Genomic DNA, 14,760 nt, shown 5'->3' with positions numbered 1-14,760 from the left:
GCTATGGCTGACGGCGAGACCCCTGTGATCCCAGTCCTGATGGAGCCTGCATGAGCCGCATCGACGAAACCCGAGAGTTCATCCCTGTCCGCATCGCGGTGCTGACCGTGAGCGACACCCGCGGCCCAGATGAGGACCGCTCGGGCACCACGCTGGTGCAAAGGCTGACCGATGCCGGTCACCTGCTGGCCGATCGCGCAATCGTGAAGGACGACCGCGCCGCCATTTCTGACCAGCTTCGCGCCTGGATCGCCAGCCCCGAGGTGGATGTGATCATTTCCACCGGCGGCACCGGGCTCACCGGGCGCGACGTGACCGTAGAGGCGCACCGCGATGTCTACGAAAAGGAGATCGAGGCCTTCGGCACCGTCTTCACCCTGGTTTCCATGAAGAAAATAGGCACTTCGGCAGTACAGTCGCGGGCCACGGGCGGGGTCGCGGGCGGCACCTACCTCTTTGCGCTGCCGGGCAGCACCGGCGCCTGCAAGGACGCCTGGGACGAGATCCTGCGCTGGCAGCTCGACTACCGGCACATGCCCTGCAATTTCGTCGAGATTTTTCCGCGTCTTGAGGAACACAAACGGCGGAAATGATACGATCCCGCGTATCACCGTGACGACTTGGATTGCGCCGGGCATCGGGCGTAAGCTGAATGCAGCCAGACAGAGGGGCGCCGCCCCTCCATTTCGCGGGACGATCACATGCGGTTTCTTCGCCGGAGCCTAGTCGGGCTCTTTCTTCTTTCGCTGACGCTGGGCCTGCTGGCCTGGGCCGGGATCCTCGTGCGCGACGCGGTGCAGACCCGTCTGGCAGACACGCCGCAGATCCCGCAGGCCCGCGAGCGGGTGTTCGCGGTGAACGTCGTGCCGGTACGGCTCGAGACTGTGGTTCCCGAGATGACCGCCTTTGGCGAAATCCAGAGCCGCCGGAGCCTGGAACTGCGCAGCGCCGTGGGCGGCACGCTGATCGACCTTGCGCCTGCCTTCGTCGAGGGGGGGCGGGTCGCCGCGGGCACGCTTCTGGCGCGCATCTATCCGGCTGACATGCAGGCCGAACTGGAACGGGCGCAGAGCGCCTTGCAGGACGCCGAGGCCGAGCGCCGCGAGGCGATCCGCGCGGTCGAGCTGGAGAAGGACGCGCTGGCCGCCGCCGAGGAGCAAGCGGCGCTGCGCCAGCGGGCCTATCAACGTCAGGCCGATCTGCAGACCCGCGGCGTCGGCACCTCGGCGCTTGTGGAAGAGGCAGAGCTTTCGGCCTCTTCGGCACGGCAGGCGGTGGTCACCCGGCGGCAGGCAGTGGCCCTGAGCGAGGCGCGCGTCGACCAGAGCACCACCGCGCTCACCCGTGCGCATATCGCGCTCGACGAAGCGCAGCGGCGGCTCGACGAAACGGAAATCCGTGCCGAGTTCGACGCCCAGCTCGAGGATGTCTCGGTGGTCGCCGGGCGGCGGATCTCGGCCAATGAGCAGCTCGCCACGCTGGTTGACCCTACGGCGCTGGAAGTTGCCTTCCGCGTGTCGACCCAGCAGTACCTGCAGCTGCTCAACGCCTCGGACCAGCCGCGCGAGTTGCCGGTGACGGTGACGCTGGATTTCTACGGCGCCTCAGTGAGCAGCGCGGGCACGCTGATCCGCGAGGGCGCGGCGGTGGGCGAGGGGCAGACCGGTCGCCTGCTCTTTGCGGCATTGGAAGAGCCCCGCGGCTTCAAACCCGGCGATTTCGTCACCGTGAAAATCGCCGAGCCGCCGCTCGAGCAGGTGGCGCTTCTGCCTGCCACGGCGCTTGGACCGGCGGGCGATGTGCTGGTGCTCGGTGCCGACGAACGGCTCGAAGCGGTGCAGGTCGAGCTGCTGCGCCGGCAGGGCGATGAGGTGCTTGTCAGGGCAGCGCTGGACGGGCGGATGGTCGTTGCCGAGCGCACGCCGCTTTTGGGCGCCGGGATCAAGGTGCGCCCGCTCAACACCGAGGCCAGCAGCGGCCCCACCGGCCCCGACGTGCAGGCCGAGGCCGCCATGCTCGAGCTGACCGAAGAGCGCCGCGCGCGGCTCGTCGCCTTCATCGAGGGCAACGACCGCATGCCCGCCGAAGCCAAGCAGCGCCTGCTCGCCCAACTTTCCGAGGCGATGGTCCCCGCCCATGTGATCGAGCGGCTCGAAGCGCGGATGGGAGGCTGACCCGATGCGGCACATCCCCGGAACCGCCAGCGGCCTTTTGAGCTACTTCACCCGCCACCGCACAGTGGCCAACCTGCTGCTGGTGCTGCTCATCGGTGCGGGGCTGCTCGCTGTGCCCAACATGCGCGCGCAGTACTTCCCCGACGTGATCGAGGATGAGATCGACGTGCGCGTCAACTGGGACGGCGCCGGGGCGCAGGATATCGACAACGCCATCGTGCAGCTGCTCGAGCCCACGCTGCTGGCGGTCGAGGGCGTGGTGGCGACCGAGAGCCTCTCGCGCGAGGGCTCGGCGCTGATCGAGCTGGAGTTCGAGCCCAATTACAACATGGCCAAGGCGCTCGACGACGTGCAGACGGCGGTGGATTCCGTCGACAACCTGCCCGAGCAGGCGGATGATCCTCAGGTGACCTCGGGCGGATGGCGCGACCGGGTGACCGATGTGGTGATAACCGGGCCGGTCGGGGTGGACCAGCTCGGGCGCTTCGCGGACGAGTTCGTGGTGCGGCTCTTCGCCGAGGGGGTGACCCGCACCACCATCCGCGGCGTCGCCGCGCCGCAGATCATCGTCGAGGTGCCCACCGCCAACCTGCTCGGCTACGACGTCACAATGCAGCAGATCGCCGAGGCGATCTCTGCCGAGGTGGATGCCGCGCCGGCGGGCGATGTCAGCGGCGCCAATGCCCGGGTCCGCGCCGGGGTCGAGAAGCGCGCGCTGCGCGACATCTCGGCCATCGTGCTGCGATCGGAGCCTGACGGCACCAAGTTGACGGTCGGCGACGTGGCGCTGCTCCGCGAGGAGGGGATCGACCGCCAAAGGGCCTACTACGTCGGCGACCATCCGGCGATCTCGGTACGCGTCGATCGCTCGGCGGATGGCGACGCGATCAAGATACAGGCCGCGGTGGCCGAGGTGGCGCGCGAGTTCCAGTCGGTGCTGCCCGAGGGCACCACCGTCGACCTCATCCGCACCCGCGCCGAGGCGATCACCAACCGGCTCGACCTTTTGCTGCACAACGGGCTGTCGGGGCTGGCGCTGGTGCTGTGCCTGCTGTTTCTCTTCCTGAACGCGCGCACCGCGCTCTGGGTGGCGGCGGGGATCCCCACCGCGATGCTGGCGGCGCTGGCGCTGATGTATGCCTCGGGTCTGACGCTAAACATGATCTCGCTCTTTGCGCTGATCATCACCCTTGGCATCGTCGTCGACGACGCCATCGTCGTGGGCGAGCATGCCGACCACCTGCACCGCCGGCGCGGCCTGTCGCCGGTCGAGGCCGCCGAGACCGCCGCCCGGCGCATGGCGCTGCCGGTGTTCAGCTCGACGCTGACCACGGTCATTGCCTTCTTCGGGCTGACCGCCATCGGCGGGCGCTTCGGGCAGATGATCTCGGACATCCCCTTCACGGTGATCGTCGTTCTGATCGCGAGCCTCGTCGAGTGCTTCCTGATCCTGCCCAACCACATGGCCCATGCCATCGCCAAATCGACCGAGCACCATTGGTACGACTGGCCCTCGCGGCTGGTGAACCGTGGCTTCCGCTGGGTCCGAGAGACACTCTTCCGCCCGTTCATGGCCGGGGTGATCGCGGCCCGCTACGTGGTGCTTGCGGCGGCGGTGCTCCTGCTTGCATCGCAGGTCGCGAGCTTCATCCGCGGCGACGTGGTCTGGCGCTTCTTCAACTCGCCCGAGCAGCCTTCGGTCAGCGGAAACTTCGCCATGGCGCCGGGGGCCACGCGCGCCGATACGCTCGCGCAGATGCGCGAGCTGCAGCGTGCCACAGAGGATCTGGGCCGCGAGTACGAAGAGAAATACGGCCGCAATCCGCTCGACTACGTCATCGCCGAGATCGGCGGTAACTCCGGGCGCGAGCTGGCCGAGGCCGAAAACAAGGAACCGGACCAGCTCGGCGCCATCTCGATCGAGCTGATCGAGCCCGACTTCCGCCCCTATTCCAGTTTCCAGTTCGTCGCCGACCTGCAGGAGCGGGTCGCGCAGATGCCGATGCTCGAGGTGCTCAGCTTCCGGGGCTGGCGCTCGGGACCGGGTGGTGACGCGCTCGACGTCCAGTTCTACGGCGCCGATGCGGCGACGCTGAAACGGGCCGCCGAAGATCTGAAGACCGCCGTGCTGCGCTACCCGGAAGTCTCGGCGGTCGAGGACAACCTTTCCTACGACAAGGACGAGCTCGTGCTCGAGCTGACCCCGCAGGGGCAGGCGCTGGGGCTGACCGTGGATGATCTTGGCGCGGTGCTGCGGCATCGCATCGGCGGCATCGAGGCGGCGACCTTCCCCGTGGGACCGCGCAGTGCCGAGGTCAGGGTCGAGCTGCCGGAAAGCGAGCAGACCGCCGATTTCCTCGAGCGCACGCAGATCCGCACGCCGCAGGGCGCCTACGTACAGCTCGCCGACATCGTCCAGGTCGCACGCACCAGTGGCTTTTCCACGGTGCGGCGCGAGAACGGCCTGCGCACGGTCTCGGTCACTGGAGACATCTCGGAGGACAATGCCGAGCGTGCCGCCGAAATCATGAAAGCGCTGCAGGACGAGATCCTTCCCGGCATTGCCGCCGAGCGACAGGTCGAATATCGCGTCTCCGGCCTTGCCGAGGATGAGCGGGACTTCCTGTCCGACGCAGGCGCAGGCCTCGTGCTGGTGTTGCTTGGCATCTACCTCGTGCTGGCCTGGGTGTTCGCCAGCTGGACGCGGCCGCTGGTGGTGATGGCGGTGATCCCCTTCGGCCTTGTCGGCGCGATCTATGGCCACGCGCTCTGGGATGTTCCGCTGTCGATGTTCACCGTGGTGGGGCTGCTCGGCATGACCGGGATCATCATCAACGATTCCATCGTTCTGGTCAGCCAGATCGATGAATACGCGCCGGACCGCGGTATCTTCCAGGCGATCATCGACGGCGCCTCGGACCGCCTGCGGCCGGTGTTCCTGACCACGGCGACCACGGTGCTCGGCCTCGCGCCGTTGCTGTACGAGCGCAGCTCGGACGCGCAGTTCCTCAAGCCGACGGTGATCACCCTGGTCTACGGGCTCGGCTTCGGCATGCTGCTGGTCTTGCTGGTGGTCCCGGCGCTGCTGGCGGCGCAGCATGACATCGCCCGGCGGATCGCGGCAGCCCGCCGGGGCGCGCGGCATCGCCACGGCGGTGTGCGGGCTCTGGTGCTGGGCCTCGGCGCGCTGGTGCTGGGCTGGCTGGCGGCCACGATGGGCAGCCTTCTGGTCCAAGGCGCGCTGCCCGAGGCGTTGCAGCTTCCCGTGCTGGACGGGCTTCCGGGGCCAGTCGCGGGCTTCGCGCTCTTCGTCTGCGGCGTGGCGCTGCTGCTGGGGCTGGTCTGGGTGGCGGTGCTCGCGATGGCGCTGCGGCGGGGCCGGGCAGGGGCGTAGCGCCCTGCGCGTCCCGGCGGGCCGTCAAGGCTCAGGCGCTCAGCCGCAGCCCCGGATGTCGACGGCCTGGCTCTCGCCGAGCACGGTGAAGCGCAGCTTCGAGCGGTCGAGGGCAAAGGGCTTGCCCTCCATGTGCATCAGGCGGGTTTCGCTGATCAGCGTGCCACCTTGGCGGCGGGTGTTCGGTTCAGACGCCCAGAGCTCGGGCTGCCCTGCCTCGACCACGGTCTCTTCCGGTCCGGGAAGCGCGGGCATGTCGATCTCGGTGCGCAGCTTGACGCCGCCCTTCGCCGGGCTGACGGTGCAGCGGACCGCGCTGACCCGCGCCTCGCGGGCGGTAAAGGGAGCTTCGGCCAGCGCCGCAGCGATCATCGGGTCAACGCTGCTGCTGTCGGGGAGCGCTGCCGTCACATGCAGCGTCTGCGGCACGCAGATGTCGCTGCACACGCCGATCATCATGTTCGCCTCGAGCGTGACCGGGCCGCCGGTGCCCGCGATCCGCAGCGGCAGCAGGAGTTCGTCCTTGTAGCCCACCGAGCGCGCGCCGGACTGGCGGAACACATGCGGCGTCGGCCAGAGCGCCGTCACCCGCGCCACATTCGACGAGCCGCTCCAGTCGAAGACGGGCGGGATGCCGGCCTCGCCGGGCGCGCGCCAGTAGGTCTTCCAGCCGGGGGCCAGTCGCAGGTGCAGGGCCGCCATGTGATCGCCGTCCGGTAGGCGCCAGCCGGGCCGCAGCTCTGCGGTCACCGGATCTTGGGCATGGGCAGGCCCGGAGACCAGCGGGGCCATGCCGAGCGCGCAAAGGCAGGTCAGAGCTTTGAAGATATTGCGGATCATGAATTTCAAATGGCGCCTCCCCAAGCTCCTGCCAAGTCACATTGCAGCGAGAGCACGGTGTTTCAAGCAGGATGTGTGCTTGCACCCTCAGTGCCGGAAGGTCACACTCTGCAGGCAGACTGCAGAAAGGTCCTCATGACGCACGCCCAGATCGCCTCCGGCGCCACCGACCTCACCGGCTCCGTGCTGATCGCCATGCCCGGCATGGGCGATGAACGTTTCGAACATGCGGTCATCTACCTCTGTGCCCACTCGGATGAAGGGGCGATGGGGCTGATCCTCAACAAGCCCTCGTCCGACGTGACGCTCGAGGGGCTGTTCGAGCAGCTGGGAATCGACGCCGCGCCCGGATCGGGGCAGGTGCCGGTGCATTTCGGCGGCCCGGTCGAGATGGGCCGGGGATTCGTTTTGCACAGCGACGATTACCGCTCGGAGCTGACCACGCTGCAGGTCGACGACGGGTTCTCCATGACAGGCACGCTCGACGTGCTCGAACATATCGCGCGAGGGGATGGTCCGGACGCGTGGATTGCCATGCTCGGTTACGCGGGCTGGGGGCCGGGGCAGCTCGAGGATGAGCTGGCCGAAAACGCCTGGCTGGTTTGCCCGGCCAGCCACGAGCTGGTCTTCGGCACGCCTGATGACGCCAAGTGGGGCGCGGCGCTGGACAGCCTCGGCATCGCGGCGCTGGCGCTCTCGGCCGAAGGCGGCCGGGCCTGAACGCAGATGAACGCACCGACCAATGATCACGGCGTCTAAACGCGTCAGCGTGGCGCGGCGGCGCGGCTGAGCCGGTCGTTGATCGCCACGCCTGCCCCGACATGCGGAATCGGCGCGACGGCGATCACCTCGGCGCCCTGCGCATCGAGTTGGTGCAGATGGGCAAAGAGGTTGGCGGCGGCCTCATCGAGATCGCCCTTCGCCGAAAGATTGAGGTCGCATTCGATATCCCCGAATCCAAGCCGCGCCTCGCCCTCACGCCATTCGGCGGCGTTGAGTCGCATCTGTGCCTGCGGCGCGTAATGCGAGGCGGTCTGGCCGGGGGCCGAGATCGCCTCGCGCTCCTGCCGGCGCATCACCGGATGGCCGAGCGCTTCCGAGAGTTGCTCGGCGCTGATGCCGCCGGGACGCAGCAGGGTGGGGCGGCCGGCAAGGCCGAGGATGGTGCTTTCGAGGCCGACCGGGCAGGGGCCGCCGTCGAGTACCGCGGCGATGCGGTCGTCGAGGCTGCTCAGCACGTGATCGGCAGTGGTCGGGCTGATCCTGCCCGAACGGTTGGCCGAGGGACCGGCGAGCGGCCCGCCGAATTCGGTCAGCAGCTCGCGCGCCAGCGGCGCGGCGGGCATACGCACGGCCAGCGTGCTGAGCCCAGCGGTGACCCGGTCGGCGATGCCCGCATCCTCGCGCAGCGGCAGGACCAGCGTCAGCGGGCCTGGCCAGAAGCTCTGCGCGATGTTCTCGGCGGTGCCGGACCAGCGCACCAGCTCCTTGGCGTGCTCGATGCTGGCCACGTGCACGATCAGCGGGTTGTAGCTGGGGCGTCCCTTGGCCTCGTAGATTGCCGCTACCGCGCCATCGTCGCGGGCATCCGCCCCGAGCCCGTAGACCGTTTCGGTCGGGAAGGCGACGAGCTTGCCCGCGCGCAGCAGTTCGGCGGCGCGGGCGATCCCTGCCGCGTCGGCGGTCAGGCGCTGGGTCGAGGTGTGGGGCATCGAGGTATCCGTGACGCTGCGTTCCGTTTGGTCCGGGGCGAGCCATGGTCTTAGGGTCGCACACAAATCGTGGGATCCTCCCTAACCGAGGGGACCCGCCTTGCCAACCAAGATCGGAGGACCTGCCATGCCCTATCGCGCGCCCGTCGCTGAAATGACCTTCCTGCTCAACGAGGTGGTCGGCTTCGATGCGGTCAGTGCGACAGAGAGGTTTGCCGAGGCGAGCCCCGACATGGTGCAGGCGGTGCTCGGGGAGGCGGGGCGCATCTGCGAAGAGGTGATGGCGCCGCTCAACCGCGCGGGCGATCTTCAGGGCGCGAAGCTGGAAAACGGTGTGCTGCGCAGCTCGCCGGGCTTTGCCGAGGGCTACGCGGCGTTGGCCGATGGCGGCTGGGTGTCGGTCTCTGCCCCGCCCGAGTTCGGCGGCATGGGGCTGCCTGTGGCGGTGGGGACTGCGGTCAACGAGATGATGTCCGGCGCCTGTCTCGCGCTGCAATTGAACCCTTTGCTGACGCAGGGCCAGATCGAGGCGCTGGAGCATCATGCCAGCGAGGAGATCAAGGCGCTTTACCTGCCCAAGCTGATCTCTGGCGAATGGTCGGGCACGATGAACCTGACCGAGCCGCAGGCGGGCTCGGACGTGGGGGCGCTGACCAGCAAGGCGTCCGCCAATGGCGATGGCACCTACGCGGTGACCGGGCAGAAGATCTTCATCTCCTGGGGCGATTGCGACTTCACGCGCAACGTCTGCCACCTCGTGCTGGCGCGCCTTCCAGATGCGCCGGCGGGAACCAAGGGGATCAGCCTCTTCCTCGTGCCCAAGTTCATCCCCGACGCATCCGGAGCGCCGGGCGTGGCGAATGACCTCAAGGTGGTCAGCCTCGAGCACAAGATGGGCCTGCATGGCTCGCCGACCTGCGTGATGAGCTTCGAGGGGGCGACGGGCTGGCTGATCGGCGAGGAGGGCGACGGCATGCGCGCGATGTTCACTATGATGAACAACGCCCGGCTTGGCGTCGGCGGGCAGGGGATCGGTGCCGCAGAGGGCGCCTACCAGCACGCGCTCAACTACGCGATGGAGCGCAAACAGGGCCGTTCGCCCGATGGCACGATCGTCGGTCACGCCGACGTGCGGCGGATGCTGGCGGGGATGAAGGCGGATATCCTTGCGGCCCGCTCGATCGCGCTGAGCTGCGCCGTGGCGATCGACATGGGCCGGGCCACCGGCGAGGCCGACTGGATCGCCCGTGCGGCCTTCCTGACGCCGATCGCCAAGGCCTTCGGCACCGACATCGGCTGCGAGGTGGCCGAGGCGGGCGTGCAAGTCTACGGCGGCATGGGCTACATCGAGGAGAGCGGCGCTGCGCAATACTATCGCGACGTGCGGGTGACGGCGATCTATGAGGGCACGAACGGCATTCAGGCCATGGACCTGGTCGGCCGCAAGCTGATGGACGGCGGCGAGGCCGCGGGGCGGCTGCTCGACGAGATCGAGGCGCAGGCCGAGGCCGCGAAAGCCGGGCTGCCCGATCTCGCTGGCGCGGTCTGGGAGGCCGCCGAGAGCCTGCGCGAGGCCACCGAGGCGCTCGTGGCGACGCCGATGCCGGAGCGCTTCGGCGTGGCGGTGCCCTATCTGCGCGCCTTCGCCCGTGTGCTCGGCGCGCATTTCCATTTGCGCGCAGCCATGGCAGACCCCTCGGGAGCCCACGCGCGTCTCGCGCGTTTTTACATCACCCGGCTCCTGCCGGAACACGCTGGCCTGCTGGCCCACGTCTCGCGGGGGGATGCCGAGCTGATGGCCATCACTGCCGAGGACCTCGCCGCCTGATGAAGCCTGCCTTGCACTACCCGTTCGATGCCCCGCCGGCCTGGGGCGACGCCCTCGAGGTTGCCGAGGGGGTGCTCTGGATGCGCCTGCCGCTGCCGATGAAGCTCGATCACGTCAACGTCTACGCTCTGGACGATGGCGATGGCTGGACGCTGATCGATACCGGCATGCATACGCGGCGGGCGCTGCAGGTCTGGGAGCAGTTGCTGAAGGGGCCGCTCAAGGGCAAGCCGGTGCGTCGGGTGGTCGTGACGCATCACCACCCGGATCACGTCGGGCTCGCGGGCTGGTTCCAGCAGCAGGGGGCAGAGCTGCTGACCACCCGCACCGCCTGGCTCTTCTCGCGCATGCTGCAGCTCGATGCGCAGCAAGCGCCGCCGCCCGAGCAGGTGACCTACTGGCAGCGGTGCGGCATGGCGCCGCGGGTGTTGGAACGGCGGCGCACCGAACGGCCCTTCAACTTCGCCGACTGCGTCTGGCCGATGCCGCTTGGCTTCACGCGGCTGCAACAGGACGACGTGCTGCACATGGGCGGGCGCGATTGGGAGGTGCACATCGGCAACGGCCATGCGCCCGAGCACGCGACCTTCTGGTCGAAGGGGGACGACCTGGTGCTGGCGGGGGATCAGATCCTCTCGACCATCAGCTCCAACCTTGGGGTCTATGCCACCGAGCCCGAGGCCGATCCGGTGGGCGACTGGCTCGAGGCCTGCGAGCGCCTTGCCACGTTGGCGCGCGAGGCGCATTTCGTGCTTGGCGGGCACAAACTGCCTTTCACCGGGTTGCCCTTCCGCATGCGCCAGTTGATCGACAACCACCACGGTGCGCTGGAGCGTCTGGAGGCCTATCTCGATAAGCCGAAGAGCGCCGGAGACTGCTTCGCACCGCTCTTCAAGCGCACGATTGGTGACGCGGAATACGGGCTCGCCCTGGTCGAGGCCATGGCCCATTGCCAGCATCTCTACCTCGAGGGGCGTGCCACGCGGACGCTCGGCGAGGATGGTGCCTGGCTCTGGCAGGCGGCGCAGCGCTGAGCCCCAGAGACGGGCTTGCGCGGCCTCAAGACAGGTGACAGCTCGGCCAGAATCCGCTAAGCCTCTGAGCGGAGAAGAAACGCCCGAGGAATGGACGGACACATGGCAGACTACAAGCCTGGCAGCATGGACATCACCACGCAGGAAGAGACCTTTCACGGCTTTATCAAGTTCGTGATCCGCACGGTCTATGTGATCATCGCGATCCTGCTGTTCCTGGCAGTCTTCAACTCCTGAACCCGCGGGATCGCGGGAGGAGGATTTCTGCCAAGGACGGGCGGCGGAGGAGCCGCCCGCCGAGTAAGAGAAAGTCGGCTTTCATGCTGCATCGCGCCACGGTTCTGGCCGCTCTCGCCGCGCTTGCGCTGGCGGGATGCACAACGCCGTCCAACCAGTATCCGAATGCCACCCCCGAGGAGGTCGCCGCCGCGCGCTATGCCGCAGACGGGCCGCCGACGCTGACGCTTTACACGATGATCAACAACACCTCGAACGCCGGTGCGCATTCGAGCCTGATGGTCAGCGCACCGTCGCAGCGGGTGGTCTTCGATCCGGCGGGCTCGGTGCGGGCGCGCAACGTGCCCGAGGTGGACGACGTGCTCTACGGCGTCACCCCCGAGGTCGCGGATTTCTACGCTCGCGCCCATGCGCGGGAATCCTTCCGGGTGCGGATCCAGAGCGTCGAGGTCTCGCCCGAGGTCGCCGAACAGGCGCTGCGCGCGGTCGAAGCCTATGGCCCGGTGGGCCAGTCCCGCTGCACCCAGGCGACCTCGACCGTGCTGAGCCAGCTTCCGGGATTCGAGGGCATCAGCCGGAGCTGGTTCCCGAACAGCCTTGCCGAGGAGTTCGCCCGGCTGCCGGGGGTCACCGAGCAGGTGCTGCGCGAAGAGGATTCCGACGACAAGACGCTGGCCGTCGCCGCCTTCGAGGAAAGCGCCGGGGGCTGAACCGCCTCAGCCGATCAGGTAGCCGCCCGCCAGCAGCGCCGCCGCGCCGCTGAGAATCGCCAGGATCACGTTCTTGGTCAGCATGCCGATGCCCAGCGTCGCCGCAGCCGCGAGCAGCCGCGCCGGATCCGTCTGACCGTCGGTTGCCGCGGGCCAGGCCACCAGCGGTGCGACCAGCGCGGGCATCATCGCCACGGCCGTGTAGCGCAGGTGCCGCGTCAGCCAATCGGGCAGGGGGCGGTCGCCGACGAGCCCGAGGAAGAGAAAGCGCAGGCAGAAGCTGCCGAGCCCAAGGCCGATGATCACCAGCCAGAGATCGCCACGGTCGATCATTGTGCCATCCTCCGTTCGGTCTCGGCCCCGGCGATCATCCCGAGCGCGGCGGCGCACAGCACGCCGAGGTTGTAGGGCATCCAGGCCAGCAGCAGCGCACCAACCGTCGCGACCAGCGCCGCCACGACATGCGCACCCGAGCGCAGCGCCGGGGCGATCATCGCCAGGAAGGCGATCGGCAGGGCAAAATCGAGACCGATATCGCCAGGCACCGCCTCGCCGAGCCAGGCACCGAGCAGCGTGAAGCCGTACCAAGGCGGGCAGGTCGGGGTCATCGTCCCCATGAAGAAGGCAAATTTCTGCGCCAGTGTCTTCTCGGGGTGCCGCTCGAAATTCAGCGCCGAGGCGGCATAGGTCTGGTCGATCAGGAAATAGGCGCTCAGCGCGCGCTTCCAGAGCGGCAAGCCTCCGAGATGCAGGGTGATGGCGGCCGAGTACATCGCCATGCGCAGGTTCACGGCGAGGGCCGAGGCCAGCACGATCAGCGCGGGCACATGCTCCTGCAAGAGCTGAAGCGACACGAACTGTGCCGCGCCGGCGATCACCACGACCGAGAAGGTGAGTGTCTCGAAAATGTTCAGCCCCGCCTCGTTGGCGAGCACGCCGAACAGCGTGCCGAAGGGTGCGATCACCAGCAGGAACGGCGACGCGGCGCGAACACCTTGCCAGTAATCAGAATTTCGGGATGGCAGGGGCATTCGGGACTCCGGTCTTTCGGCCCGGCAAGGCCTAGCCAAGGCGCAAGGGAGATGCAATCGGCGGTGTGAAAGGAAAGGGGCGCGGCGCGCGGTGATGCGCGGGGAAGGTGAGGGCAGTGCGCGCCGTCCGCCTCTGGCGGACTGCACGGGAGACCTGAGCCTAGAAGAAAGTTAGGAGGCGTACGGTTGACGGTCTCAGTCGAAGGCGCCAGCGACGCGGCCCAGCAGCATGAAGGCGCGGGCGGTGCGGGTGTTGGACAGCTCGGCGATCTCGCTGTCGGAGGCGGTTTCGGCGAAGCGCACGAAGGCGCGGTCGTAGAGGCGCAGGAAATGATGCGCCGCGTCGCGGAAGATCGCGTCCTGCTTCATGCGGCCCGAGCTCAGCGCCAGCGACGCGCGGTCGCGCACGCCGCCGAGCGCCGCCACGGCGCGCCCGCGGGTGCCCCTGGCGAACTCGCGCCAGACTTCGGGACGGGCCAGATCGGGGCGCAGGTCGTCCATGTAGATGCCGTCCTGCGACAGCAGCGTCAGCACGTCCTGCGAGGCTTGGATCAGCTGCGCCGCGGGGCGGTCCTTGAGCGCCCGGCGCAGGGCGGCGAAGCCCTCGAGATCCTCGGCTGTGTCAGGGAAATTCAGCGCGCGGATGAAATCGGCATGGGCGAGCGGTGGCTCCAGCGCCTCGGCCGGGGTGCCGAGCGAGAGGGCGGGCTGGTCCTCGGTGGCGGCGACTTCGGTGAGGGTCGCGGGGGACTGAGCCTGCTGGATGGCCGCCTGCGCAGCGCGGGTCGAGCCGAGCATCGCCAGTGTCGTCTCGATCTTGCGTTGCGCCGCGGCGATCTCGTCGAGCTTGCGGGCGAGCGTGCTGGCCGAGGGATCGTTGCGCCCGGTCTGCGCCTGCGTCAGGTAGGATTTGCGGATCGCCTCGATGGCGGTCTGCAGGCGGGTGCTCTCTTCGCGCATCACCCGCGAGGCCCGGGCGGTCATCGCCGCCACGCAGATCATCGCCACCGGCAGGAACACCACCATCACCGCGAGCACAAAGCCCAGCCCACCCGGAATCGCCGGGCCGAGCGCAAAGACGTAGCCGCCCGAGAGGACCAGCCAGAGCAGGCTGGCCACCAGCGCGGCGATCTCGATCCCGGCCAAGCGGCGCTTGCCGCCCTGGTCATACATGCCAAGCGGCGCGGAGCGGCTGTCGTTGCTGTCTGCCATGATGCGGCGCGACCCTTACCTGTGGTGGGTTACTTGTAAGCGATCGTGAGGATCTCGTAGCTCTTCTCGCCGCCGGGCGTGCGCACCTCGACGCTGTCGCCTTCTTCCTTGCCTATCAGGGCACGGGCGATGGGCGACTTGATGTTGAGCAGACCCTTTTCGATGTTGGCCTCGTGCTCGCCGACGATTTGCCAGGTCTTCTCCTCGTCGGTGTCCTCGTCCACGACGGTGACCGTGGCGCCGAACTTCACCGAGCCCGAGAGCTTGGTCGGATCGATCACCTCGGCGAGCGAGATGACGCCCTCGATCTCCTTGATCCGACCCTCGATGAAGCTCTGCTTCTCGCGCGCGGAGTGGTACTCGGCGTTCTCCGACAGATCGCCATGCTCGCGCGCCTCGGCGATCGCCTTGATGATGGCCGGACGCTCCACGGACTTGAGCGTTTTCAATTCGGTCTCGAGCGCGGTGAAGCCCGCGCGGGTCATGAGTATCTTTTCCATTGGGTCTTTCCGCAACTGTCCCGGGGCCTGTCCCCGGCCCCTTGTGTTTGCCGTCTAAAACCATGTGTGGTCGTTTCTGGCAAGAGTG

14 protein-coding genes are annotated in these 14,760 nt (G+C 68.2%); 8 read left to right on the top strand and 6 right to left on the bottom strand.

The annotated features are described in order from the left end of the window. The first annotated feature begins 50 nt into the window (after positions 1–50). From moaB to CEW88_RS18165, 3 genes are all read left to right on the top strand, one after another. Positions 51–593 (top strand): molybdenum cofactor biosynthesis protein B, encoded by a 543-nt coding sequence (moaB, locus tag CEW88_RS18175; RefSeq protein ID WP_108969490.1) that lies wholly within the window; start codon positions 51–53, stop codon positions 591–593. Between the two features lie 108 nt (positions 594–701). Then, positions 702–2,174 carry an efflux RND transporter periplasmic adaptor subunit gene (locus CEW88_RS18170; protein WP_108969488.1) on the top strand — a complete coding sequence of 491 codons (1,473 nt, stop codon included), beginning with the start codon at positions 702–704 and terminating at the stop codon, positions 2,172–2,174. A 4-nt stretch (positions 2,175–2,178) separates the two neighbouring features. Beyond that, positions 2,179–5,568, top strand: a complete 3,390-nt coding sequence (locus tag CEW88_RS18165) for an efflux RND transporter permease subunit (RefSeq protein WP_108969486.1) — start codon at positions 2,179–2,181, stop codon at positions 5,566–5,568. A gap of 39 nt (positions 5,569–5,607) precedes the next feature. Here the strand turns inward: CEW88_RS18165 and CEW88_RS18160 are convergent, their stop codons facing one another. Continuing rightward, the gene (locus CEW88_RS18160; protein WP_193989094.1) at positions 5,608–6,408 is read right to left on the bottom strand and encodes a protein-disulfide reductase DsbD domain-containing protein; all 801 of its coding nucleotides are present in this window, start codon (positions 6,406–6,408) and stop codon (positions 5,608–5,610) included. Positions 6,409–6,543: 135 nt separating this feature from the next. Between CEW88_RS18160 and CEW88_RS18155 the strand changes: the two genes are divergently transcribed. Continuing rightward, positions 6,544–7,128, top strand: a complete 585-nt coding sequence (locus CEW88_RS18155; protein ID WP_108969484.1) for a YqgE/AlgH family protein — start codon at positions 6,544–6,546, stop codon at positions 7,126–7,128. 44 nt (positions 7,129–7,172) lie between these two features. On the opposite strand, the gene CEW88_RS18150 is transcribed toward CEW88_RS18155, so the two are convergent. Continuing rightward, positions 7,173–8,120, bottom strand: coding sequence for an L-threonylcarbamoyladenylate synthase (locus CEW88_RS18150; RefSeq protein WP_108969483.1), 948 nt, complete (start codon positions 8,118–8,120; stop codon positions 7,173–7,175). 127 nt (positions 8,121–8,247) lie between these two features. Here CEW88_RS18150 and CEW88_RS18145 point away from each other — a divergent pair, with 127 nt between their 5' ends. The 4 genes from CEW88_RS18145 to CEW88_RS18130 all read left to right on the top strand — a co-directional run bounded on the left by CEW88_RS18145 (position 8,248) and on the right by CEW88_RS18130 (position 11,929). After that, positions 8,248–9,948, top strand: coding sequence for an acyl-CoA dehydrogenase (locus CEW88_RS18145; RefSeq protein ID WP_108969481.1), 1,701 nt, complete (start codon positions 8,248–8,250; stop codon positions 9,946–9,948). Beyond that, positions 9,948–10,982, top strand: a complete 1,035-nt coding sequence (locus tag CEW88_RS18140; RefSeq protein WP_108969479.1) for an MBL fold metallo-hydrolase — start codon at positions 9,948–9,950, stop codon at positions 10,980–10,982. Before CEW88_RS18145 ends, CEW88_RS18140 begins: the two co-directional genes overlap by 1 nt. A gap of 102 nt (positions 10,983–11,084) precedes the next feature. After that, the gene (locus CEW88_RS18135) at positions 11,085–11,219 is read left to right on the top strand and encodes an aa3-type cytochrome c oxidase subunit IV (protein ID WP_095883387.1); all 135 of its coding nucleotides are present in this window, start codon (positions 11,085–11,087) and stop codon (positions 11,217–11,219) included. Positions 11,220–11,302: 83 nt separating this feature from the next. Beyond that, complete coding sequence (locus CEW88_RS18130; RefSeq protein ID WP_108969477.1) at positions 11,303–11,929, top strand: hypothetical protein; 627 nt, start codon at positions 11,303–11,305, stop codon at positions 11,927–11,929. A 6-nt stretch (positions 11,930–11,935) separates the two neighbouring features. On the opposite strand, the gene CEW88_RS18125 is transcribed toward CEW88_RS18130, so the two are convergent. The 4 genes from CEW88_RS18125 to greA all read right to left on the bottom strand — a co-directional run bounded on the left by CEW88_RS18125 (position 11,936) and on the right by greA (position 14,672). Further along, positions 11,936–12,262 (bottom strand): AzlD domain-containing protein, encoded by a 327-nt coding sequence (locus CEW88_RS18125; RefSeq protein WP_108969476.1) that lies wholly within the window; start codon positions 12,260–12,262, stop codon positions 11,936–11,938. Beyond that, positions 12,259–12,960: an AzlC family ABC transporter permease gene (locus CEW88_RS18120; protein WP_108969474.1), complete on the bottom strand. Its 702-nt coding sequence runs from the start codon at positions 12,958–12,960 to the stop codon at positions 12,259–12,261. The genes CEW88_RS18125 and CEW88_RS18120 overlap by 4 nt, the downstream gene beginning before the upstream one ends. Positions 12,961–13,155: 195 nt before the next feature. Continuing rightward, positions 13,156–14,172 (bottom strand): hypothetical protein, encoded by a 1,017-nt coding sequence (locus tag CEW88_RS18115; protein WP_108969472.1) that lies wholly within the window; start codon positions 14,170–14,172, stop codon positions 13,156–13,158. A 29-nt stretch (positions 14,173–14,201) separates the two neighbouring features. After that, positions 14,202–14,672 carry a transcription elongation factor GreA gene (gene greA / locus CEW88_RS18110; protein WP_095882974.1) on the bottom strand — a complete coding sequence of 157 codons (471 nt, stop codon included), beginning with the start codon at positions 14,670–14,672 and terminating at the stop codon, positions 14,202–14,204. Positions 14,673–14,760 lie beyond the last annotated feature (88 nt).

The sequence above is a fragment of the Alloyangia pacifica genome (genome assembly GCF_003111685.1).
Taxonomy (GTDB): domain Bacteria; phylum Pseudomonadota; class Alphaproteobacteria; order Rhodobacterales; family Rhodobacteraceae; genus Salipiger; species Salipiger pacificus_A.
The sequence above is the reverse complement of the archived record's forward strand: the minus strand, read 5'-3'. Positions and strand labels throughout refer to the sequence as shown.